Origin of the sequence: Acinetobacter pullicarnis, from assembly GCF_006352475.1 — a bacterium.
In the GTDB taxonomy this organism is placed as follows: Bacteria; Pseudomonadota; Gammaproteobacteria; order Pseudomonadales; family Moraxellaceae; genus Acinetobacter; species Acinetobacter pullicarnis.
This window is the reverse complement of record NZ_VCMZ01000001.1, coordinates 1190384-1212721: the sequence shown is the minus strand read 5'-3', so window position 1 is coordinate 1212721 and position 22338 is coordinate 1190384. Positions and strand designations below refer to the sequence as shown.

22 protein-coding genes and 1 pseudogene are annotated in these 22338 nt (G+C 40.7%); 10 read left to right on the top strand and 13 right to left on the bottom strand.

The window, feature by feature from the left end; genetic code table 11:
* Nucleotides 1-48: 48 nt before the first annotated feature.
* Nucleotides 49-666, bottom strand: a complete 618-nt coding sequence (gene thrH, locus FD716_RS05150; RefSeq protein ID WP_139851282.1) for a bifunctional phosphoserine phosphatase/homoserine phosphotransferase ThrH — start codon at nucleotides 664-666, stop codon at nucleotides 49-51.
* 209 nt (nucleotides 667-875) lie between these two features.
* On the opposite strand from thrH, the gene FD716_RS05145 reads away from it, so the two are divergent.
* Both FD716_RS05145 and FD716_RS05140 read left to right on the top strand, forming a co-directional pair.
* Complete coding sequence (locus FD716_RS05145; protein ID WP_139851281.1) at nucleotides 876-1607, top strand: phosphoadenylyl-sulfate reductase; 732 nt, start codon at nucleotides 876-878, stop codon at nucleotides 1605-1607.
* A 168-nt stretch (nucleotides 1608-1775) separates the two neighbouring features.
* Nucleotides 1776-3119, top strand: a pseudogene (locus FD716_RS05140) (WS/DGAT/MGAT family O-acyltransferase); the annotation flags it as partial.
* 317 nt (nucleotides 3120-3436) lie between these two features.
* Here the strand turns inward: FD716_RS05140 and FD716_RS18810 are convergent.
* From FD716_RS18810 to FD716_RS05115, 6 genes are all read right to left on the bottom strand, one after another.
* Nucleotides 3437-3610, bottom strand: coding sequence for a PA1571 family protein (locus FD716_RS18810; protein WP_171476988.1), 174 nt, complete (start codon nucleotides 3608-3610; stop codon nucleotides 3437-3439).
* A gap of 130 nt (nucleotides 3611-3740) precedes the next feature.
* A complete protein-coding gene (gene rng, locus FD716_RS05135; protein ID WP_139851280.1) occupies nucleotides 3741-5195 on the bottom strand; it encodes a ribonuclease G in 1455 nt (484 codons plus the stop codon).
* 357 nt (nucleotides 5196-5552) lie between these two features.
* Entirely contained in the window at nucleotides 5553-6119 is a 567-nt protein-coding gene (locus FD716_RS05130) for a Maf family nucleotide pyrophosphatase (protein WP_139851279.1), read from the bottom strand.
* Nucleotides 6107-6604, bottom strand: a complete 498-nt coding sequence (gene mreD / locus FD716_RS05125) for a rod shape-determining protein MreD (RefSeq protein ID WP_139851278.1) — start codon at nucleotides 6602-6604, stop codon at nucleotides 6107-6109. The genes FD716_RS05130 and mreD overlap by 13 nt, the downstream gene beginning before the upstream one ends.
* Nucleotides 6591-7448, bottom strand: a complete 858-nt coding sequence (mreC, locus tag FD716_RS05120) for a rod shape-determining protein MreC (protein ID WP_139851277.1) — start codon at nucleotides 7446-7448, stop codon at nucleotides 6591-6593. Before mreC ends, mreD begins: the two co-directional genes overlap by 14 nt.
* A 22-nt stretch (nucleotides 7449-7470) precedes the next feature.
* A complete protein-coding gene (locus FD716_RS05115; RefSeq protein WP_139851276.1) occupies nucleotides 7471-8511 on the bottom strand; it encodes a rod shape-determining protein in 1041 nt (346 codons plus the stop codon).
* A 134-nt stretch (nucleotides 8512-8645) separates the two neighbouring features.
* On the opposite strand from FD716_RS05115, the gene gatC reads away from it, so the two are divergent.
* The 3 genes from gatC to gatB are packed head-to-tail and all read left to right on the top strand — an operon-like array spanning nucleotide 8646 to nucleotide 11958.
* Nucleotides 8646-8960, top strand: coding sequence for an Asp-tRNA(Asn)/Glu-tRNA(Gln) amidotransferase subunit GatC (gene gatC, locus FD716_RS05110; protein WP_139851275.1), 315 nt, complete (start codon nucleotides 8646-8648; stop codon nucleotides 8958-8960).
* A 50-nt stretch (nucleotides 8961-9010) separates the two neighbouring features.
* Nucleotides 9011-10489, top strand: a complete 1479-nt coding sequence (gatA, locus tag FD716_RS05105; protein ID WP_139851274.1) for an Asp-tRNA(Asn)/Glu-tRNA(Gln) amidotransferase subunit GatA — start codon at nucleotides 9011-9013, stop codon at nucleotides 10487-10489.
* Nucleotides 10489-11958: an Asp-tRNA(Asn)/Glu-tRNA(Gln) amidotransferase subunit GatB gene (gene gatB / locus FD716_RS05100; protein WP_139851273.1), complete on the top strand. Its 1470-nt coding sequence runs from the start codon at nucleotides 10489-10491 to the stop codon at nucleotides 11956-11958. Before gatA ends, gatB begins: the two co-directional genes overlap by 1 nt.
* Before the next feature lie 145 nt (nucleotides 11959-12103).
* On the opposite strand, the gene FD716_RS05095 is transcribed toward gatB, so the two are convergent.
* A complete protein-coding gene (locus FD716_RS05095; protein ID WP_139851272.1) occupies nucleotides 12104-12583 on the bottom strand; it encodes a hypothetical protein in 480 nt (159 codons plus the stop codon).
* Nucleotides 12584-12832: 249 nt separating this feature from the next.
* Between FD716_RS05095 and FD716_RS05090 the strand changes: the two genes are divergently transcribed.
* Nucleotides 12833-13207, top strand: a complete 375-nt coding sequence (locus tag FD716_RS05090) for a hypothetical protein (protein WP_139851271.1) — start codon at nucleotides 12833-12835, stop codon at nucleotides 13205-13207.
* Nucleotides 13208-13249: 42 nt separating this feature from the next.
* Here FD716_RS05090 and FD716_RS05085 read toward each other — a convergent pair whose 3' ends face one another.
* Together FD716_RS05085 and FD716_RS05080 are read right to left on the bottom strand one after the other, a co-directional pair.
* Nucleotides 13250-14329 (bottom strand): DUF1176 domain-containing protein, encoded by a 1080-nt coding sequence (locus FD716_RS05085; RefSeq protein ID WP_139851270.1) that lies wholly within the window; start codon nucleotides 14327-14329, stop codon nucleotides 13250-13252.
* Between the two features lie 96 nt (nucleotides 14330-14425).
* Nucleotides 14426-15325 (bottom strand): LysR family transcriptional regulator, encoded by a 900-nt coding sequence (locus FD716_RS05080; RefSeq protein WP_139851269.1) that lies wholly within the window; start codon nucleotides 15323-15325, stop codon nucleotides 14426-14428.
* A 99-nt stretch (nucleotides 15326-15424) separates the two neighbouring features.
* Here FD716_RS05080 and FD716_RS05075 point away from each other — a divergent pair, with 99 nt between their 5' ends.
* The 4 genes from FD716_RS05075 to FD716_RS05060 all read left to right on the top strand — a co-directional run bounded on the left by FD716_RS05075 (nucleotide 15425) and on the right by FD716_RS05060 (nucleotide 18589).
* A complete protein-coding gene (locus FD716_RS05075) occupies nucleotides 15425-15997 on the top strand; it encodes a chromate transporter (RefSeq protein WP_139851268.1) in 573 nt (190 codons plus the stop codon).
* Entirely contained in the window at nucleotides 15994-16515 is a 522-nt protein-coding gene (locus FD716_RS05070) for a chromate transporter (RefSeq protein WP_139851267.1), read from the top strand. Before FD716_RS05075 ends, FD716_RS05070 begins: the two co-directional genes overlap by 4 nt.
* Before the next feature lie 206 nt (nucleotides 16516-16721).
* The gene (locus FD716_RS05065; protein WP_407641866.1) at nucleotides 16722-17498 is read left to right on the top strand and encodes a phosphatase PAP2 family protein; all 777 of its coding nucleotides are present in this window, start codon (nucleotides 16722-16724) and stop codon (nucleotides 17496-17498) included.
* 284 nt (nucleotides 17499-17782) lie between these two features.
* Nucleotides 17783-18589 (top strand): BUD32 family EKC/KEOPS complex subunit, encoded by an 807-nt coding sequence (locus FD716_RS05060; RefSeq protein WP_139851266.1) that lies wholly within the window; start codon nucleotides 17783-17785, stop codon nucleotides 18587-18589.
* A gap of 35 nt (nucleotides 18590-18624) precedes the next feature.
* On the opposite strand, the gene FD716_RS05055 is transcribed toward FD716_RS05060, so the two are convergent.
* The 3 genes from FD716_RS05055 to FD716_RS05045 are packed head-to-tail and all read right to left on the bottom strand — an operon-like array spanning nucleotide 18625 to nucleotide 22332.
* The gene (locus FD716_RS05055) at nucleotides 18625-19968 is read right to left on the bottom strand and encodes an ATP-binding protein (protein WP_139851265.1); all 1344 of its coding nucleotides are present in this window, start codon (nucleotides 19966-19968) and stop codon (nucleotides 18625-18627) included.
* A 4-nt stretch (nucleotides 19969-19972) separates the two neighbouring features.
* On the bottom strand, nucleotides 19973-20656 hold the full coding sequence (locus FD716_RS05050) for a response regulator transcription factor (RefSeq protein ID WP_139851264.1): 684 nt from the start codon (nucleotides 20654-20656) through the stop codon (nucleotides 19973-19975).
* Nucleotides 20657-20676: 20 nt separating this feature from the next.
* Nucleotides 20677-22332 carry a phosphoethanolamine transferase gene (locus tag FD716_RS05045; RefSeq protein ID WP_139851263.1) on the bottom strand — a complete coding sequence of 552 codons (1656 nt, stop codon included), beginning with the start codon at nucleotides 22330-22332 and terminating at the stop codon, nucleotides 20677-20679.
* Between the last annotated feature and the right edge of the window lie 6 nt (nucleotides 22333-22338).

The following is a 22338-nucleotide window of genomic DNA, read 5'->3' as shown; positions in this document are numbered from 1 at the left end:
AAAAATAGGCGCTTAAAGCGCCTATTTTTATGCTTATAAAAAGCGTGTTTATTCTGGAATATCGCGGTTTGAAGCTTCACGAATGGCTTGTTTTAATGCAGCATACCCTTGAATTGACGGAAATTGCGGGAACTCAGCAATCACATTCGCTGGTGCATCAAACAAGAAGCCTTGGTCCGCTTCACCAAGCATGGTTGTGTCATTATAAGAGTCGCCCGCAGCAATCACTCTATAATTTAAACCATGTAATGCTTTAACTGCTTCACGTTTCTGATCTGGTTGGCGCAATTTATAATCGGTGATGGTGCCCTGCGCATCAACTTCGAGTTTATGGCAGAAAATCGTTGGCCAACCCAATTGCTTCATCAGTGGGTGTGCAAATTCATAAAAGGTATCTGACAGAATAATCAGCTGGAAGTGAGTACGTAACCATTCCACAAATTCTTTAGCACCTGGAAACGGACCCATTTCTGCGATGACCGCCTGAATGTCATTTAAACCGAGACCATGTTGTTTTAGAAGATTTAAACGCTGTGTCATCAATACATCATAATCTGGGATATCACGTGTGGTGGCTTCGAGTTCTTTAATACCCGTTTTTTTTGCAAAATTGATCCAAATTTCTGGAACCAATACACCCTCAAGATCAAGACAAACGACTTCCATGGCTACTCCGAATGTGAGCTAAATAATTTGCGCTATCATAACATTAAGCATTGCCCTTGTAGTGCTAGAATTCTTAAATCTATTTACTTCATAAGCTTTTATGTTTTAGTGTTAAAAGCTTTATTTCATTTCAATTAAAATAGTTAGACCCCAAAATTGATACTTTCTAAATACCCCCCTAGCATCCAAGCTAACGGCCAGGAGCAGAGATGACTGCAATTCCAACACTGGATATGATTGATGCACTCGCATCTGAATATCAAGATAAATCCCCACTTGAAATTATGGATCTCGCCTTGAGCCAATCAGGTGATATTGCAATTTCATTTTCAGGTGCTGAAGATGTGGTTCTGATTGATCTGGCATCGCAACTCAAAAAGCCCTTTCGCGTATTTAGTTTAGATACTGGGCGCTTGCATCCTGAAACCTATCAATTCATTGAGACCGTCAGAAACCACTATAACCTTGAAATTGAAATTTGCTTTCCAGAAAGTGAAGCCGTACAAGCATTTACTCAAGAAAAAGGACTATTCAGCTTCTTTAAAGATGGGCATCAAGAGTGTTGCGGTATCCGTAAAGTCCAACCCTTAAGAAAAAAACTGGCAAGCCTAGATGCTTGGATTACTGGACAGCGTAAAGATCAAAGTCCAGGCACACGCAATGAAATTCCAGTCATCCAATTTGACAACGGTTTCTCTGGCATCGGCAAGCAATTGCTTAAATTCAATCCACTCGCCAATTGGAGTAGTGCTGATGTCTGGAGTTATATCCGCATGATGGAAATTCCATATAATTCACTACATAATCAAGGTTTTATTTCAATCGGCTGCGAACCATGTACACGCCCCGTATTACCGAATCAACATGAACGTGAAGGACGTTGGTGGTGGGAAGAAGCGACACATAAAGAGTGTGGTTTACATGCAGGCAATATAAAATAATTCGACAAGACTGAGCCACTTACTTTATCGTTTATAGACGCGATATTCATATATTTTTTAGGCATTCTTGACTAAAAGGCACTATACTCAAAGCTCAGTCTGATAATTCTAAAAAACCAACACTCATAAAAGAGCGGTTGTACATTTGCAGTGAGGCAAACCGATATTATGCGCCCATTACACCCAATTGATTTTATTTTTCTTTCATTAGAGAAACGGCAACAACCCATGCATGTTGGGGGGTTATTTCTTTTTAAAATCCCTGAAAATGCATCACCAAGTTTTATGCAAGATTTGGTGATGGATATTCGCAACAGTAAATCAATCCCGGTTCCTCCCTTTAACAATCTGCTCAATGGCCTATTTTGGGATGAAGATCAGCACTTTGATATTGACCACCATTTCCGTCATATCGCCTTGCCGCATCCGGGTCGTATTCGTGAATTGTTGGTGTATATTTCACAAGAACATAGTCGGTTGATTGATCGTGCCAAGCCCCTTTGGAGCTGTCACATGATTGAAGGGATCGAAGGCAATCGTTTTGCAATGTACTTTAAAATCCACCACGCTATGGTCGATGGTATTGCCGGCATGCGTCTGCTTGAAAAATCCTTCTCTAAAGATCCACTCGATCAGCGCATCGTTCCCCCTTGGTGCGTCGAAAATTCAAGCAAAAAACGCGATAAACTTCCGAAAACCAATCGCATTAAGAAAATACTCGCTGGTATTAAAACCCAAATTGATGCCACCCCAACGGTTACACAAGAACTATTTCAGGCATTATTTAAAGAGCGTGGTAAAAATCCTGATTATGTTTCAAGCTTTCAAGCCCCCTGTAGTTTGCTGAACCAACGTGTATCATCATCGCGGCGTTTTGCAGCACAATCCTTTGACTTAAATCGCTTTAAACAAATTTCCAAATCACTTAATGTGACGATTAACGATGTTATTTTAGCTGTTTGTTCTGGCGCACTGCGGGAATATCTAAAAAGTCAGGATGCACTCCCACTCAAGCCTTTAATTGCGATGGTCCCGGCCTCTATTCGTGACGATGAATCTGATCTCAGTAACCGCATCACCATGATTCTGGCAAATCTTGGTACGCACAAAGAAGATCCATTGGAGCGTCTTAGCATTATTAAGCGCAGTGTACAAAATGCAAAACTACGCTTTAAGCGCATGAACTCAAATCAGATCTTAAATTATAGTGCCTTTGTTTATGGACCTGCTGGCTTGAACATCTTGTCAGGTATTTTACCCAAGCGTCAGGCCTTTAATATTGTGATTTCCAATGTCCCTGGTCCACGTGAACCGCTGTATTGGAATGGTGCAAAACTTGATGCGCTGTATCCTGCATCAATTGTGCTTGATGGACAAGCACTCAATATCACCATGACCAGTTATTTACATAAGTTAGAGGTGGGTTTAACTGGATGTCGTCATGCACTCCCTAAAATGCAAAACTTATTAATTCATCTTGAAGATGAAATTCAAAGATTTGAGCATTTAATTGGAATTGATGTTGAGCGTGAAAACCTTGCGCAAATCACTCAAGTTGAAGCATTCACAGAAGCGACCAATCTGACTGCTGAGTTAATTGAAGATGAAACTGTGGTCGAGATACCAACCACCCTACAAGCACCGGTCACAGTCGCAAACAACCTGAATCAAAGCATTCTAGAAGGTGAAACGACAAAAGACAATCAAGCTGAGATGGAAATGCTAGACCAAGATGCGGAGGAGAATCTAAGAAAACAAGCTTGATGTTTTCTCACTGCACATAGAAGAATTTATAAACACAATAAAATAAGGGGCAATAGAATGGCCCCTTATTTTTGAATATTACGACATTGATTGAGGAGTTGTTGACACACCGTCACCACCATCGCTTTGGTAATTTGAACTTCTTTACCGTTATCATCTAACATTACACAGGTATTTTTGTTTTGCGACTCTAAAACATACTTCAAGCCGCGTGTTGCGATTTTCTCACCTAAATTCATTTTAATCCTCACTTGCTAAGACATTTTAGGGAATTTGTCTATGGCTACTTTCTGAAACTAGTATTGTAAAATCACCATCAAATGTAAAATTTCAGATGTAACAAGGATTAAGCGAAATTTAGTTACAATTTCAGCTGAGAATGACATCATATTGCTCTTGCGTGTATAAATTTTCGACCTGAAATTTTATGACGCGATTAATAAAATGCTCTAAATCCGCGACAGCAGGCGCTTCTGCAGTTAATAGCCGATCAATCACAAGTGGGTGAGCGATAACAGTAAAGCCACTCTGAGACTGGAACGCGCGTGAGTATCTCAAGATCTCTCGAAAGATTTCGTAACATACTGTCTCTGCAGATTTCACATAACCCCGCCCCTGACAAGTTGGGCACGATTCACACAGCAAATGTTCCAAAGACTCTCGCGTCCTTTTTCGCGTCATTTCAACCAAGCCCAACTCAGAAACCTGAGTAATTTTGGTCTTGGCATGATCACGCTCAAGCATTTTCTCAAACTGCTCCATCACTTCTTGTCGATGCGTGACTTCCTGCATATCAATAAAGTCAATAATAATGATACCGCCAAGATTACGTAGTCTAAGCTGACGAGCAATGACTTGCGTTGACTCCATATTGGTTTTAAATACGGTATCTTCAAGTGTTCTGCCACCAACATATGAACCAGTGTTCACATCAATCGTGGTCATGGCTTCAGTTTGATCAATCATCAGATAGCCACCTGATTTCAATGCAACACGCGTCTGCAAGGCTTTCTGAATATCTTCTTCAACATTGTATAAATCGAAGATTGGGCGCTCACCTGGATAATGAATCAGATGCTTTTCTAGCGTAGGAACAAATTCCTCAATAAATTCTTTGAGCTTTGCATGCACCTCTCGTGAATCAACATAAATTTTTTCAGTTTTTTGACTGGCCAAGTCGCGAATTACCCGCTGCGGTAAAGGCAATTCTTCAAAGATAAGTGAAGGTACAACCACACTTTTTTGTTTACGCTGAATATATTCCCAAAGCTTAGTGAGATAGCACATGTCTTGGGCTATCGATGCCTCATCGACCCCCTCTGCTGCTGTACGCACAATCACACTACCTGGCAGTTTATGCTCAGTTTGTATTTTTTCAATAATGCCACGTAGGCGATCACGCTCTTCTTCGGACTCAATGCGCTGAGATACCCCGATGTGACTCCCGAAAGGCATGAGAACCAAATATCGCGAAGGAATAGAGAGATCAGTGCTTAAGCGTGCCCCTTTGGTGCCCAGCATGTCCTTCATCACTTGCACCGTCAGGATTTGCCCTGGTTGCAACAGCTCAAAGACATTGGGAATGGGCTGGTTTCTCGGCCAAACCATATCATTAATATGTAGAAAAGCAGTTCGAGATAACCCGATATCCACAAATGCTGCCTGCATGCCAGGCAGCACCCGCACAACTTTGGCTTTGTAGATATTCCCGACCAACCCACGCTTAACCGCACGCTCAACAAACAACTCATTAACGGTGCCATTTTCAACCAATGCGACCCGACATTCCATCGGCGTGACATTGATCAACAATTCGTCTGACATAATAAAACTCTAATTAAGATAAAATTCTTTTAAAATCGTAAATAAAATAGGGGGAATTTCGAGGCTACTATGCGTCGCCATTATGATGGTCAAATTCTTCACAGTGCATAACGAAACAATGATCAATTTAGCAGCACAGATCACATCATCACAAGTGATGTTGAACTAAATAACTAAAAGATGTAGCTATAACGATAAATCATTCAGTTTAATCTAAAATTGCTAAGCTGATCTTGAGGTCATCACTGAGCACTAACATCTTAATTTTCTAGCGTATACTTGCAGCCTTTAGCCAATTACCTTGATCCATTTTTAAATATCGTTTTCCATAAATCTATTGAGACATTTCATTTTTGCTTAATCTAAAAGCCCTACCGCTTTTAGTAGCTGCGCAGTCTCATGTAAAGGAAGTCCCACAACATTACTATAACTGCCATGTATACATGGAATAAATCGTGCAGCAATCCCCTGAATTGCATATGCACCCGCCTTGCCGATGGGCTCATTACTTGCCCAATATGCATCCATTTCGTGAAGACTTAAATGCTGAAATTCGACGTCAGTACTCACCACCACGTTATGCTGTTGCTGTGCGGTCATCACACAAACGCCAGTCAAAACTTGGTGGCAACGACCTGACAGCAATGACCAAATCTCAAAAGCATGTTGTTTATCGCGTGGTTTACCAATAATTTGATTTGAAATAGAGACACAGGTATCTGCTGCAAGAATTACGGCATCGGGATGCTGCTGAAGCACAGCCTGTGCTTTTTCGCAGGCTAATCGTTCAACATAGATTGCAGCCTGCTCATTTACAGCAACTGATTCATCAATATCAGGACTAACTATAGAAAAGTCGACGCCAAGTTGCCGAAGCAATTCTTGGCGTCGTGGAGAACCCGAAGCTAAAATTAAATGCGCCATCTTTTTAATAAATAATAAATCACTGGCCAGAACAATACGCTACTCAGCAAGGGTTGCCAATGTCGCGTAATTGAAAAGTGAATATTCCCCATCACTTGCGCAAAAAGGATAAACAATAAATGTGCTACCAGCGCAAAAATGGTAATGATCCATAAATTACTAAAAGTAAGTATCCGTTTCTCACGGGTAAAATACTGGATGATAAAAACGATCAACACATAGCTGAGCGCATTCATTCCCAAGGGAGCATCCAGTAATAAATCCGTATATAAACCCATGGAGAAAGCAAACCAGATTCCGCACCAGTTAGGCTGACATAAAGACCAGTACAACATAATCAACAGCATAAACAGTGGACGCCATGCTGCAATTGGATAGGACAATGGATAAATCATGAGTACAGAAGCAATAATGATTGAAATTACAATCACTACAAACGGATCTTTGCGCTGTTTATCAGATGAAAACTTTCTAGCGATTTGCATAAGGTTGCTCCATCGCTAAAGAATCTGAAAAAAGCACCACAACATGATGGCCACCAGCAAGTTGTGCTGCTGGACTAACTTCAATTTGTGCAAATTCACCCGTATTATGTCGCTGCACCTTAGACACAGACCCGACCAAATAACCGGCTGGAAAATGTTGACCTAAGCCAGAACTATACACTTTATCACCAACGGTAATGTTGGCACTGGTGGGCACATATTCCATTTTTAACCGCCCTAAATCGCCTGTTCCAGTCACAATGGCACGCATTCCCGAGCGTTCAAGGCGCACAGAAAGCGAATGCTCTTTGTCTGACAACAATAGGATTCGGCTACTGTGTGGATAAACACTGATAATCTGTCCCAGAATACCTTGATCATCCAGTACTGTTTGACCCACTTTTAGTTGGCTGGTTGAACCGCGATTAATCACAATAATGTGACGCAGCGGATCCGCATCGGTACCAATGACTTCAGCAATTTCCATGCGACCATCAATAATTAAAGGTGTATCGAGTAGACCACGTAAACGTGTATTTTCTGCTGATAATTCCGAAAGCTTTTGCAGTCGCACTTTGGCTTGCAGCATCTCAGCTTGCATGGCTGTATTTTCGCGACGTAATTGTGCTTCAGATTTAGTTTGCTGATTGAGCCATTCTTTCGACAATACAGGGTAACTTGCAAGCGCATATATTGGATTATAGGCAGCGTACAAGACATCTCTTGCAGGTTGGATCACATGTGGCATACGCCAGTTAAAAAATAAAATAACGAAACATGTGAGCACTGCAATGATGAAAGAGCGAAAAGATGGCGGCTGTCTTGAAAAAAGATTTGATTGCACCGCCTCACCCTTCTCTGATTACTTAACCAACAAAAAGCATATCGTGGTTAGGATTGTCAAAAAACTCAAGGACTTTACCACCACCGCGTGTCACGCAAGTCAGTGGATCTTCAGCAACCATAACAGGCAAGCCTGTTTCTTGAGACAGTAATTTATCTAAATTACGGAGTAATGCACCACCGCCAGTCAACACAATACCGCGTTCGGCAATATCGGATGATAATTCTGGTGGTGTTTGTTCGAGTGCTGATTTAACCGCACTGACAATACTTTGTAATGGATCAGTAATGGCTTGCGTTACTTCTTCTGAAGTCACAGTAATGGCGCGAGGTACCCCTTCTGCCAAATTACGGCCACGTACTTCAATTTCAAGTACAGTGCCGTCTGAAATAGCCATACCAACTTGTTTTTTAATATTTTCTGCAGTGGTTTCACCAATCACACAACCATGCGCTTTACGTACATAGTAGATAATCTGTTCATCAAACACATCACCGCCTATGCGGAGTGAATCTGCGTAAACACAGCCTTGTAGTGAAATGATCGCAATTTCAGTGGTACCACCACCAACATCAACCACCATCGAACCACAAGCTTGCTCAACCGGCATACCAGCGCCAATTGCAGCAGCCATCGGTTCTTCGATGAGACGAACATCACGTGCGCCTGCATTAAATACAGCTTCACGAATTGCACGGCGCTCTACCAAGGTCGATTTACACGGTACACAAACCACAACACGTGGTGCAGGTGGGAAGAGACGTTTTTCATGCACTTTACTAATAAAGCGGTTAAGCATGGTTTCAGTCACTTCAAAATCGGCAATTACACCGTCTTTCATTGGACGAATGGCAGAAATGTTGGCTGGTGTACGCCCAAGCATTTGCTTAGCATCCAAGCCAACGGCAGCTACTATTTTTTGTGAGCCGCTATGTCGAATCGCCACCACAGTCGGTTCATTCAGTATAATGCCCCTTCCTGGTGCATAAATAAGCGTATTCGCGGTGCCCAAATCAATCGCAAGATCAGGCGAAAACAAGCCAATTAGTCGTTTTAGAATCACGGGTCGTTCCCAGTTAAACTTTTATGTGGACGCAAGATGGCAACTTTAACTAAATGTGATGATTTGAACAAGTCAATCGCTTATTATAAGGCATGTATTTTTGATTTTTTTTAAAACTGATTAGGTGAGATGTTATGTCAACATCGAATGCACAGCATTCTGCAGCGTTAAATGCACAAATTGTTTCAAGCATTGCTAATCTGGCACGGTTAACACTGAATGAAACGCAACAAACTGAATACGCACAAAGTTTGAATAAAATCCTCGCCATGATGGAGAGCTTGAAAGGCTTTGATACAGCGGGCGTTGAACCTTTAAAGAGCCCTTTCGATAATGCACAGCCTTTGCGCCCAGATGTCGTCACTGAGACCAATCACCGTGATGAATATCAAGCGGTTGCACCTGCTGTGCAAGATGGCCTCTATCTGGTCCCTCGTGTGATTGAATAATATTTAATCAGTAGAACTTATTTTAATTTTAAACGTAAAGAATTGTACTCATGACTGATTTACATCGTTTTTCTATTCGCGAAATGGCTGAAGGTCTAAAAACCGCCCAGTTCTCATCACGTGAGTTGACGCAACACTATTTAGATCGTATCGCAAAAATTGATTCACAGATCAAATCTTATATTACCGTAACAGCAGAACAAGCACTTGCTGAGGCTGATCAAGCTGATCAATTGCGCCAAGCAGGTCAAGCCACCACGTTGACCGGTATTCCGCTCGCACATAAAGATATTTTCTGCACCCAAGGGATTCGTACCTCTGCAGGTTCGAAAATGTTAGACAATTTTATCGCACCCTACGATGCAACTGTGGTCAGCAAAACCAAACAAGCCGGCCTAATCACTTTGGGTAAAGTGAATATGGATGAGTTCGCCATGGGCTCAACCTCTGAAAGCTCCTATTATGGCGCAACCAGAAACCCATGGAATCTCGATCACGTGCCAGGAGGTTCGTCAGGTGGCTCTGCAGCGGTGGTTGCAGCAGACCTCGCACCCTTCGCAACAGGTACAGATACCGGTGGCTCTATTCGTCAACCTGCGTCTTTCTGTGGCTTGACTGGGCTTAAACCGACTTATGGTCGTGTTTCACGTTTTGGGATCGTGGCATTCGCCTCTTCATTGGACCAAGCTGGCCCAATGGCGCGTTCGGCTGAAGACTGTGCGTATTTAATGAATACCATGGCAGGTCATGATGCCAAAGATTCGACTTCGGTTGATCAACCAGTAGATGACTATGTTGCGAACTTAACCAAAACTGCGGTCAAAGGTTTACGCATTGGTATTCCAAAGCAATATTTTAATGTTGCAGGTTTGGCGTCAGACGTCAAAGCACGTGTTGAAGAATCGTTAAAGCAACTTGAAGACATGGGCGCAATCTTGGTTGAGATTGATCTGTCTATGGTCGATAGCTACGTATCAACCTATTACCTGATTGCACCGGCAGAAGCATCATCTAACCTTTCTCGCTATGATGGCGTCCGTTATGGCTATCGCTGTGAAAATCCAGTTGACTTGATGGACTTATATACCCGTTCACGTTCTGAAGGTTTTGGCCCAGAAGTACAACGCCGTATCTTAATCGGAACCTATGCGCTTTCTGCTGGTTATTACGATGCATATTATGTGAAAGCACAGAAAGTCCGTCGTTTAATTCAACAAGACTTCTTAAAAGCCTTTGAAAATGTCGATGTGATTGCTGCACCTTCTGCACCAACCACCGCCTATAAAATTGGCGCGTCTTTAGATCCAGTTGAAATGTATTTGGGTGATATTTACACCATCGCAGTCAACCTCGCAGGCTTACCGGCTATTAATGCTCCGGTTGGATTTGATCAAAACCAACTTCCTGTTGGCCTACAATTAATTGGTAACTACTGGTCAGAATCACAGTTACTTTCAGTTGTACATCAATACCAACAAGCCACTGATTGGCATAGCAAACGTGCGGCAATTGCTGAGGAGAATGCATAATGACTGAAGCGCAAAAATTAAAGCTGATTGATGGCTGGGAAGTGGTCATTGGCCTTGAGATTCATACTCAGCTGATGACTCAATCTAAAATTTTCTCTGGCTCTTCGACTGAGTTTGGTCAAGATCCCAATACCCAAGCCAGCATTGTCGATTTGGCGATGCCTGGTGTATTGCCCGTTTTGAACCAAGCCGTGGTTGATTTGGCGATTCGTTTTGGCTTGGGTGTCGATGCGTATATCGATCAAGCATCAGTGTTTGCACGTAAAAATTATTTCTATCCTGACTCTCCAAAAGGCTATCAAATTAGCCAAATGGACAATCCAATTGTTGGATTGGGGCATATCGACATTCAGCTTGAAGATGGCAGCATCAAACGTGTTGGGATTACCCGTGCGCATTTAGAAGAAGATGCTGGTAAATCACTGCATGAAGATTTTGCTGGCATGACTGGGATTGACTTAAACCGTGCTAGCACGCCGTTGCTTGAAATCGTTTCTGAGCCCGACATGCGTTCAGTCGATGAAGCGGTTGCCTATGTAAAAGCCATTCATAGCTTGGTACGCTGGTTAGGTATTTCAGATGGCAACATGGCTGAAGGTTCATTCCGTTGTGACTGTAACGTGTCGTTACGTCGTCCTGGCAATGAATTCGGTACCCGTTGTGAATTGAAAAACATCAACTCTTTCCGCTTTATTGAACGTGCAATTAACGTTGAAATTGAACGTCAAATGGACATTCTTGAAGCTGGTGGCAAAATTAGCCAAGAAACGCGTTTGTTCGATCCAGTAAAAATGGAAACTCGTTCAATGCGTTCGAAAGAAGAAGCCAACGATTACCGCTACTTCCCAGACCCTGATTTGTTGCCGGTCATTATTTCAGATGCGCAAATTGAGCGCATTCGTGCCGATTTGCCAGAATTACCAGCAGCCTGTCGTGCTCGTTTTGTTGAAAACTATGGCATTACTGAATATGACGCGCATGTACTGACACTTTCACGTGAAATGGCAGACTTCTACGAGACCACCGTACAAGCGGCTGGTGGTGCGGCTCAAGCCAAATTGGCAGCCAACTGGGTAATGGGTGAATTCTCAGCTGCTTTAAACAAAGCAGGTCTTGATATTCAAGCCTCTCCTGTTTCTGCGCAACAGCTTGGCGGTATGGTGGCACGCATCGTCGACAACACCATTAGCGGTAAAATTGCAAAACAAGTCTTTGGCTTTATGTGGGAATCTGAAGGTCAAACTGCAGATACCATTATTGCTGAAAAAGGCTTGAAGCAAGAAACCGATACTGGTGCGATTGAAGCCATTATTAAAGATGTGCTGGCAGCCAATGAAAAAATGGTTGAAGAGTACAAGTCTGGTAAAGACAAAGCCTTTAACGGTTTAGTCGGTCAAGTCATGAAAGCCTCTAAAGGCAAAGCCAATCCAGCACAAGTCAATCAATTGATGAAACAATTATTGGGTTAATCTCATTATTGAGACTCCTCCTTTAATCGCTATCCCTAAATACAATCAAACCCGCTTTAAAGTGGGTTTTTTTGTTTATCTTTGCATGCAATTATTGGATAGATAATCCCTTAGATAATCTCGCAATAAATAATCCCGTAGTGGCCTAATTCCCAGACTCTAAATCACGTTCTCGACAAGACAATTCATAATATTCAGCTTGCGGAGCAGCCAAAATTTTCTGCGTATAATATTGACTGTCTTTGGGATCAAAGGGCTTTAGTGAGCAAAAGTTTGCATTAGCAAAGTTTTTGAGTTCAGTTAATGCACTGGTCTTTTTAAATAAAGCCCCCCAGCCTTCACTCACACAGCAACCCACATATTCAGACATATATTCGTCTGTTATATAAATCACGTCTTGGCCAGCAAACTGTAATGGCTTCTTCACTTTAAAGACATCGTTATAGTCATAGCGAGAAACTTGTGGTTTTTTGCTGATATAACCTTGTTGGGTCAGTACTTTAAAATCTTTAAACTGTGCGCCTTGGCCTTGCATGCCACGATACTGTTCAAGTTCTGGCGCTGCATAAGCAACACCACCACTTAAAATAACCAGACTAAGACCGCAATATAAATATTTCCCCACGTGATCACTCCGTAAATACGCTTTCAATTTTTATTTATATTACAGATAAAGTTCAGACTTCGATTATATTTTTGAATTTTTCACTCAGCATCGGTTCATATTGTCTGCAAACTATTTTTAATAATCACTGGCCAATGCTGTCCTAAATCCTCTCTACTGCTGATCGATCAAACACATTGACTTCTAAACAACCATAGCTAAACTTAAAACATTCTAACCGTTTCATTAACAGCGATGCATTAAAACAATATGTCCTTATTTTTATTATCTGGCGGTTTAATTCTTATTTTACTTTTAATTTTTTATAAACTTGTATTCTCGACCTCAGATGAAATCCCACAGAGTAAACCACTCGATTCAAATCAGTTTTCTCAACTCAAAAAACACACTCGCCCAGCGACGCAAGATCTTCCCAGTGCTCAACAGCAACAACCATTACATCAACCAGCGCATCACTTAGATACACCAAATCAAAACACCCAAGATCAACAGCACCCTAAAAAACCCGAAGGTAGCTCATTTTTAGCAGAGTTTTTGGGGGAGTTTTTTCTTTACGCAATATTTAAAGGTTTTATTTTTCTTATTAAGAAGTTCTTTTTACTTCTGGGACGTATTTTCGATTAATGCCCCCCTCCCTAGCTGAACCAGATCGCAATCAAACCACAGCTATTCCCGCACCACCGCTTCAATTTTATCTAAATTCCACACACCACCCGCCGCCAAGGCTTTACACATCCCAGTCCAACGATCAATCGTATGCACAAAGTTCTGACCATCCCAAATCCATTGATTCATACTCCAACAGTCCCCGATACCCCGGCCCTTTTGTGATGCATAAATTTCACCACTGCCGATATCACTTGCCATTTCAGTGACATATGTAACTTTCCCGCTGAGAGAGCGATCCAATACCCAAGCGCCATAACCTTCGTTATACGCACCGCGCCAACATAATGTCGTTGCCAAGACTTTATTATTACTTAACGTATAGAGATCAATTGCTTGAGATTTTGGTTCACCCCTATCATAAATCCCCTCACATGCATCATAGCCATCCTGCTGCTTCGGACGGGCAGCCATTAGCTTGTTATGTAAAGCTTTATACTGCTTGGCATCTGGTTGAATGGTTAAATAGACTTGTTCGGCTGTTTTTACTTTTTTGACCACGATTTTGGCTTGTACTGCCAAAACTTTAGATTCATCGGCTGGACCTTTTTTGACTAAAGCCGCCTTAGTCCCCACACGCTTCTGAAAATCATCCATTTTTAATAGCACTGCGGTCATTCCTTGATCTGAAACGCGCCAAGCATAATCACTATTTTTAAACTCGATTTTTACCGATTGATTGGCCTGCTGTAATAATGCATTTTTTTGCTGGGTATTTAATATCCCCATCAATGGCGCTTCATCGCCATCAACCTCAATTCGCCCAAGATCTTTATTGTTGATATAAAAGTGAATATTTTTAAGCTTGCTGTATTGCAAGGTTTCACCATAATCTGAACCCAAAGCAAACTCCGCTTGCACCGGCTGCTTGGCTCCCGCTTGGCGACGCAATAAAATAGATACGGGTAAGCTCTCACCATCATCTGATTGATAGCCTGCTGCTTGGCAAGTTCCTGTATTACTACAATATAGCTCCCATTCTGCATGCTGAAAACTCAGCGCTTGAATAGGCTGCGCATAGACATTTTCAGCTAGACCACCAAATAGTAAAGTCGCGAAAACAATAGTGGAAGATCGCATCGGCCTAATTCCCTTTAGATAAAGTAGAGGATGTTGTTTTTTATAAATCACGAATAGATACAACGCTTCGAATAAATAATGGCTTACCCTTTTAATTCAATTCGGAGAAATTGTTTTTAACAACTCCAGAATATGTTGCACATATATATTCTCTTTCGCATCTGAATATATCGCATATACGGGTGCATTACAGCTGTTCTCAGCATGAATCGCTTTATAAATAATCTGCTTATTCCAAAAGTGTTGAATCGACTGTGGCACAATCGAAATGCCAATCCCAGCAGCAATCAAATTTAAACTCAACGTCAAGCGTGGGGTTTCTTGAATTATTCTCGGTCGAAAACCAGCCTGTAAGCAAAGCGATAAAATATGATCATATAAATCTTGACCGTTTAAGCGACGATATAATACAAAATCATCTTGTGCTAAATCAGCCATATCAATGCTCTCCTGCATTTCAGCCAACGGATGGTCAATCGGCAAAGCAACCATCAAAGGTTCATCAAATAAATGAATACTGGTTAAGCCTAAACCCTCAGCCGCTGGTTTTCGTAAAAATGCAATATCGAGTTTTTGATTTAAAATGGCTTCTGTTAATGCACGACTGCCATGTTCTTCCAAATGAATATTCACCGCAGGATATAAAGCACGATACTGTGCTAAAAGTGTCGGCAAAAATGCATGTAATCCAGCCGAGTTGGTAAACCCAATTCGAAGCTGCCCTTCCATTCCTTTTGCAATATAGCTCAGACGTTGCTGAATACTTTGTGCGTGACTCAAAATACTGCGTGCTTCTTGGTAGAGCACTTGACCGGCTTGAGTCGTTTCCACACCACGTGGCAAGCGATTAAATAATAAGACACCCAGCTCATCTTCAAGGCTTTTAATCAAACGTGTCAAAGGCGGCTGTTGCATATTTAAACGTACAGCAGCCTTAGAAATATTACTTTCCTCAACCACCACGACAAAGGCATTCAGTTTAGCGATATCCAACATAGCAATACTTTATAAGTATGGATTACAGCAAAATTAGCATTTTTCAACATAACTAAACAAGCCCATACTTCAGTAAAAGTAAATTTGAATGGTGCAGAGATGAATCAAAATACAATACAAATCGCAGCACTTTATAAACCAACGTCAAGACAACTTTTCTTGGGTTTTATGAAGCTTGGATTAATGGGCTTTGGTGGGGTATTACCGCTTGCACAACATATGATTGTTGAAGATCAAAAATGGTTAAGTTCAGCGGAATTTATCGATTTGCTAGGTATCTGCCAAATATTACCTGGCGGTAATATTATTAATATGGCTGCTGCAATTGGTATGCGATTTCATGGCATTCACGGTGCAATTTGTGCTGTATTGGGATTGATTTCAGCACCGACATTGATTGTCATCGCGATGTATCAAATCTATGCACAATTTCAAAATATTCCAATTATTAAAAACATGATTGCAGGGCTTGCTGCCGCAGCGGCTGGGTTGCTGTTTGCAACAGGTTTTAAAATGCTCAAACCAATTATTAAAAGCATTTTAATTTTACCCAGTCTTGTCCTGACTTCGGTTTTTGTGCTCTGGCTTAAACTGCCTCTGGCATTAACCCTGATCATTTTGCTTAGTATCAACCTAACCATTTTAACGGTCAAAAAGGCAGTACAACAATGATCCCGACACTTTGCTTACTTGCACTAATATTTACACAGTTGTCTATTTTATCTTTTGGCGGTGGAAATGCGATTTTACCGGCATTACAGCATCAAGCCGTGAATGTACAGCACTGGGTATCCGCAGATCAATTTCAAGCAATGTTTGCACTGGCACAAGCCGCACCGGGACCCAATATGATGATTATTCCTTTACTGGGCTGGCATGTTGCGGGACCATTGGGTTTAGTAGTAACCTGTATTGCGAAATTTGGCCCCTCCTCTGTGATTACATTATATGCACTTAAATTTTGGGATTCATTTAAAACCCATCCTTTTAAGACCACACTAGAACTTGCCCTACAGCCAATTACAGTTGGTTTGGTTTTAAGCAGTGCTTGGCTAATAGCAGAAGCATCTGTACAACAACATGTACTCATTGCTGTGGTAGTTTTAACAAGCGTACTTGGCTTAGTTAAAAAAATTCATCCTATCTATTTAATGTCGCTTGGTGCTGGTTTAGCTGCAGTCTTTCTTTAATCCCTGACAGCCACAATAAAAGTTTAAAATGTAGCCTAAAATAATTTATGAATACGATGCAAACGACTAAATAGCGTATTTATTATGCAGCGTATTGCACAGTGAGATTATTTTTATTATTTTAACCAGCATCATTTTCGATGCTGTGATAATCCACTCAAATAACAAAATTGCTTCAGCCTTTTTAAGAGAAATTTAAGTTTTGAATGTTGAAATTTATTTTAACAAAACCGTATATTCAAATTCTAATGATGCTTCAGCCGAGCCAAAAAAAATATCTCATGACCGATAGCTCAATCTTGTTATTTACTTGCTTGGCGCTGTTGGTATTTTTTCCTATAGGCGGAAAAATTGATCTCTACTTTATTCAACCTTGGGTAGATCAGTCTGGACATTTTTTCAACCGTTATCATGCATTTTTAACTTTTTGGAATCATCAGATTTTAAAATATATAATGATCGTGGTGTATGCGAGCTTTTTAGTCCTCTGGTTGCTTTCATTCAAAATTGACCGCTTAAAACCCAATCGGGTTATTTATGCATATATGTTTGGGGTCAGTATTCTTTCCACAGCATTGGTGGGCATAATAAAATCGCAGTCTCGTCATGACTGTCCTTGGAATATGGTTGAAACCTCAAGCTCAGGCTTAGTTTGGGATTTTTCTGCCACACAAGGGCATTGTTTTCCTGGTGGCCATGCCAGTGCAGGTTTTGCATTAATGACTGGTTATTTTGTCTATCGTCTAAGTCAGCCTAAACGCGCCTATTTCTTTCTATTTGCAGGCCTGGTGTTTGGTTTTACGATGGGCTGGGGCCAGATGATGCGTGGCGCACACTTTTTGAGCCATAATTTATGGACAGGTTGGTATGTCTTTGCGCTAAATGCTGTATTTTTTGCAGTATTTTATCGAAAACTACTAGCGCATGCGCAACTCGCTCAGCAACCCGCGCCAGTAAAGCAAACGGTGCCAGTCCTCAATTAACGACACCAAGCTCTTTCAGCAACAGCAGGTATAAACGTTATATCTGCTTTTTTTGTTTTTCTCATCGGCTTCCCAAAATCTTCATCAACACAGTCCCTTTATTCCCCCACTAACCTACATCACACCCAATAATATTTATGAATTGTGAAAAAGTAACCTTTTTTCATCTTATTGTAATTTAAGATTGATTTAATTAAATAAAACAACATGACTTAACTTAATTTTTCCTTAAATTCATTAAAATAATATAGACTTGTAGATAATTATTTTACCTAACGTTATATATGTCCGATTTAAATCACTTTTTAAATAACTCAATTCAACTCCAAAATAGCAATATCCAGTCCTATCATATTGGAGAGATGAAAGTTTGGCTTAAAAAAGCATCAGCGCGCCACTCAACTTGGATTTATATCCCACTGCGATGGCTAGCTCAGTTTTTTCAGCTTAAAGTGCTTACACCGATTCCCAACTACGGCGGTCATAAAGCGATTCAATGTGAAGTTCAACGCATTCAAAGTTTACAAGCGCTCGGGATTTCAACCCCAACCCTATTGGCAAGCAGTGAATATGGCCTCTTAATTGAAGATGCTGCTGCAAATGGCAAACAGGTACTACAGTTGGATCAAGCCTTAGCGCAACTCCACGAACAACCTGAACAGCAAATCAAGCTATTTCATGCAGCCATTGATGCGATTTCCTCAATTCACAGTAAAAATAGTTATTTAAGTGAAGCCTTCGCACGTAATATCCTGGTTGATGAAGCGCATCAATTTACATTTATCGACTTTGAAACTGATCCAGGACAAGTACTTGATGTGCAATCCTGTCAGGTTCGAGATTGGTTATGTCTTATTTTTTCAACAGCACATCTGTTTAATGAACAACAATTAGCACAAGCTAGCCAGATTTTTTTAGATAAAATCCTACCTTCAACAAAAACCTATCTTGGTATTTTAAAAGTAAGCCATCGACTACGCTGGGCGAGACATATCAATTTTGAAAAACTAGGAAGTGATGGTAAACGTGCTAAAAAATGTTTTTTATTTTTTAAAGCCATCGAATTGCAAAAGCCTTTACCGATGATCTAAGCAGTTGTGCTGAATCTTAAATCGATGGATGACACTTAGACTTCGCTGAGAAGTTCTTTTTTATGATAGTGCAGTGGCAAAGTAACACGTGCTGCTAAGCCACCAAGATCCTGACTTTTAGACAGCTCAAAATGCCCGCCTAATTGTTGAATGGCTTTATCTACAATAGCAAGTCCAAGGCCACTGCCCACGATTAAATGATGATGCACTCGATAAAAACGTTTTAGCACCATTTCATATTGCGCTGCTGGAATTCCCATTCCACTGTCTTCAATTAAAATCGTCACACTATTTATGTTTGTTTGAAATATTGAAATATTGATGACCCCAGCATTTGGGGTATATTTAATTGCATTGTCTAATAGATTGTAAATAACCGAGTGAATAGATTGCTCAATACTTTGTATCTGGACCAACTCATTGCGCACCAAGCCCATATCCAGTTCTTTTTCCATTGCAAGATTCATAAGTTGTTCAATGGATTGCACCACAATATCATTCAAGGAAAAATTAGAGATCAACTCGTCTTGATTTAAAGCAGCATCTTGTTTTGCCAATGCCAAAAGCTGCGAAACCAAATGTTGGATACGCGCCAAACCTTTGGCTAAATTATTGAGATTTTTATCTTCTGGGTTTTGACTTAATAGTATTTTGGTCTGTAAGTTTAATGCAGTAATCGGTGTACGGAGCTCATGTGCAGCATCGGCAATAAACTGCTTTTGTTCCTGCTGTCCCAATTGAATCCGCTCAAATAAACTATTCATTTCATTAATTGTCGGGATTAATTCATCAGGATAATGGCTGTTTATAATTGCACCCAAATCATTAGAATCGCGCTGCGACAATTCGGTTTTAAAATCTTCCAAAGGCTTTAAATTTCGACTAATAATTAACACCAACGCCAAAATTCCTAAAGGAAAAATCAGCAAGTAGGGAAGAAACATACTGCCTGCCAACTCTAAGGCAAGAATTTTACGGACCTTAAGTTGTTGACTAATCTGAATTTGATAATCTTTGACTGGGATAATATAGGTCACCCATTCACCATTATCATTTTCATGCGTATAGAACCCTGGGCTGTCCTTTTGAGAAACCAACATATGTTGCTTATGATTAACATCGCTATGATCGGCATAGGCCCAGACATCAATAAATAAATCTTCTTCGTGATAATGTCTATGTTCATTAAATTGGCTTTGGATCGGATGTACATTTAACGCAACCCGTTCAGCCAAATAAACCATTTGCGCATCTAAGATTTCATCGAGTTCTCGCAATGAAATCCGATAAGCTTCGAGCACTAAAACACAGCCTAAGACCACACTAAATACAGAGATATAAGTGATTAAACGTTTTTTGAGTGAATAGCGCTTGAACATAACTCTATAACTTCTGTGGCTGCCCCAAACGATAGCCTAAACCACGAATGGTACGAATGAAATCTTTTCCCAATTTTGCTCTAAGATGATGTACATAAACTTCGATGGTATTACTACTAATTTCACTATCAAAGGCATAGAGCTTATCTTCTAGATTGGCTTTGGAAAATATTTTATTGGGATGCAGCATTAACGGCATTAAAATCGCCCATTCACGATTGGACAATTCAACCTCGACGCCGTTTAGGGTTGCGACATGTTGTTCAACATCAAGAATTACATCCCCACTCTGCATTTTAGACTCAGTCGGTTGCTGTAATGGATCTCGCCCACAACGACGCAATAAGGCATGAATACGCGCGATTAACTCATCAAACTCATACGGTTTAATCAGATAGTCATCGGCACCTTGATTTAAACCCTCAACGCGATTTTCTAATTGATCACGTGCAGAAATAATCAAGACAGGAATATTGGTTTTTTGCCGAATTTGTTTGAGAACCTGTATACCATCCATCATCGGTAAGCCAAGATCAAGCAGAATGAGGTCAAAGCTATTTTTATTCAGTGACTTCAAACCATCTAGCCCATTATTCACCCATTCGACTTCAAACTGATGAAAATTCAGTAACGTTATCGTCGATTCTGCAATCATGAAATCATCTTCAATCATCAATATATTTGTCATGATTTTTCCTTGGCTGAGCTTTAAACCTTGCATCGCTGTAGCATATCATTATTGATATCAATAACTTCCGATTTCACATCGAGTAAACTAAGAAGGCTTGGAAATAAATTATCTTGACTGAGTTCGGTTGATTTCTGACGAGACAAACAAGCGACTTGATCTGCGGCATTCGCAGCCCATTGATCTGAGAACCACATCATCATCGGCACATGAGTCTGTTGACTCGGTGCCATCGCATAAGGGGCACCATGCAAGTACATGCCACGCTCGCCTGTAGATTCACCATGATCAGAGAGATACCAAAATCCTGTGCGATAGTGTGATTGTTTTTTCAATACTTCAATCACTTGATTCAATATATGGTCGGTATAAACAATTGAATTATCATAGACATTCACTAGCTGCTCACTGCTACAGCCTTGGATCGCATTGGTGTCACAGAAGGGCTTAAAATGTCTAAACTCATCTGGTGCACGCTTATAATAAGCAGGTCCATGACTGCCTAACTGATGTAAGACCACCAATCTTGGGGTTTGATCATCTTTGGGAATTTTTCCAATATAATCCGTTAAAGCATCCACCAAAATGCCATCTTTACATTCATTCGCTACGCACCATTTCTGTTTAACTTCTTCAGGAATTTGATATTGTTCTACCCGATCGCAAACACCTTTACAACCTGAATTATTGCTCATCCAAGTCACTTTATAGCCTGCACGTTGCGCAACATCGAGTAAGCCTTCACGGTGACTTGCTAAACGCTCATCATATTGTTTGCGCGGCATCCCTGAAAACATACAAGGTACTGAAACTGCTGTAGCCGTCCCACAAGAACTCACCTGACTAAAATTGATCAGTTGCGCTTGTTTAGACAGTTCCGGATTGGTATTTCGTGCATAACCGTTCAGTGAAAAACTTTCTGCCCGTGCGGTCTCACCAACCACCAAGACCATCAGTTTAGGCAGTGCATCCTTAGCAGCCGTGCTATTTAAATGTGCATCTTCACCATAAGCCAGTAAAGGTAAATTTTTCTTTGGGGCTTTTTTATGAAAATAAGAATAACTGGATGCAATCACATTCTGCGGTGAGATCATGCCCTTAATACTGCGATTCTCACGAAATATTGCTGCATAATCGACATAGAAAATAAATAGCAGCCCTAAAATAACAGCAAAAGAAGCAACCGCACTTATGGCCTTTTTAATCAGCACTTTACTCAGTGGTTCTGGTTTAATTTTAATCCAACATAATACTAAGATTGGTAAAAGCACGCCGAGCAATGCCCAAATAATAAAGCGCATTGATAATAAATCTGCAGCCTCTTTGGCATCAGTTTGGATGCTATTTTGAATTTGATCCGGGGTAATCAATACGCCTAGCGAACCCACAAAATAGGCACTAAAACCACCAATAAAAATCAGAATGATGCTAAAGAGCTTAACGGTCCATTTCCAATTAATAATCTGAAAAATAAGATTATAGAGTGCAACCAATACACAGCCCGTCGCAAACACAAAAAGATAGGCCTTTAGACCCCGATACGGTGTGAGGGTATTAATTTGCTCTAAAAAAGCAAAGTTTAAAAAAATACCAATCCAGACTGCAACTAAAAAATTAAAAGCAGTTATTGAGAGTTTTAAGTTCGGTAATTTCATTTTTGCTAGAAAATTTGACATTTTATA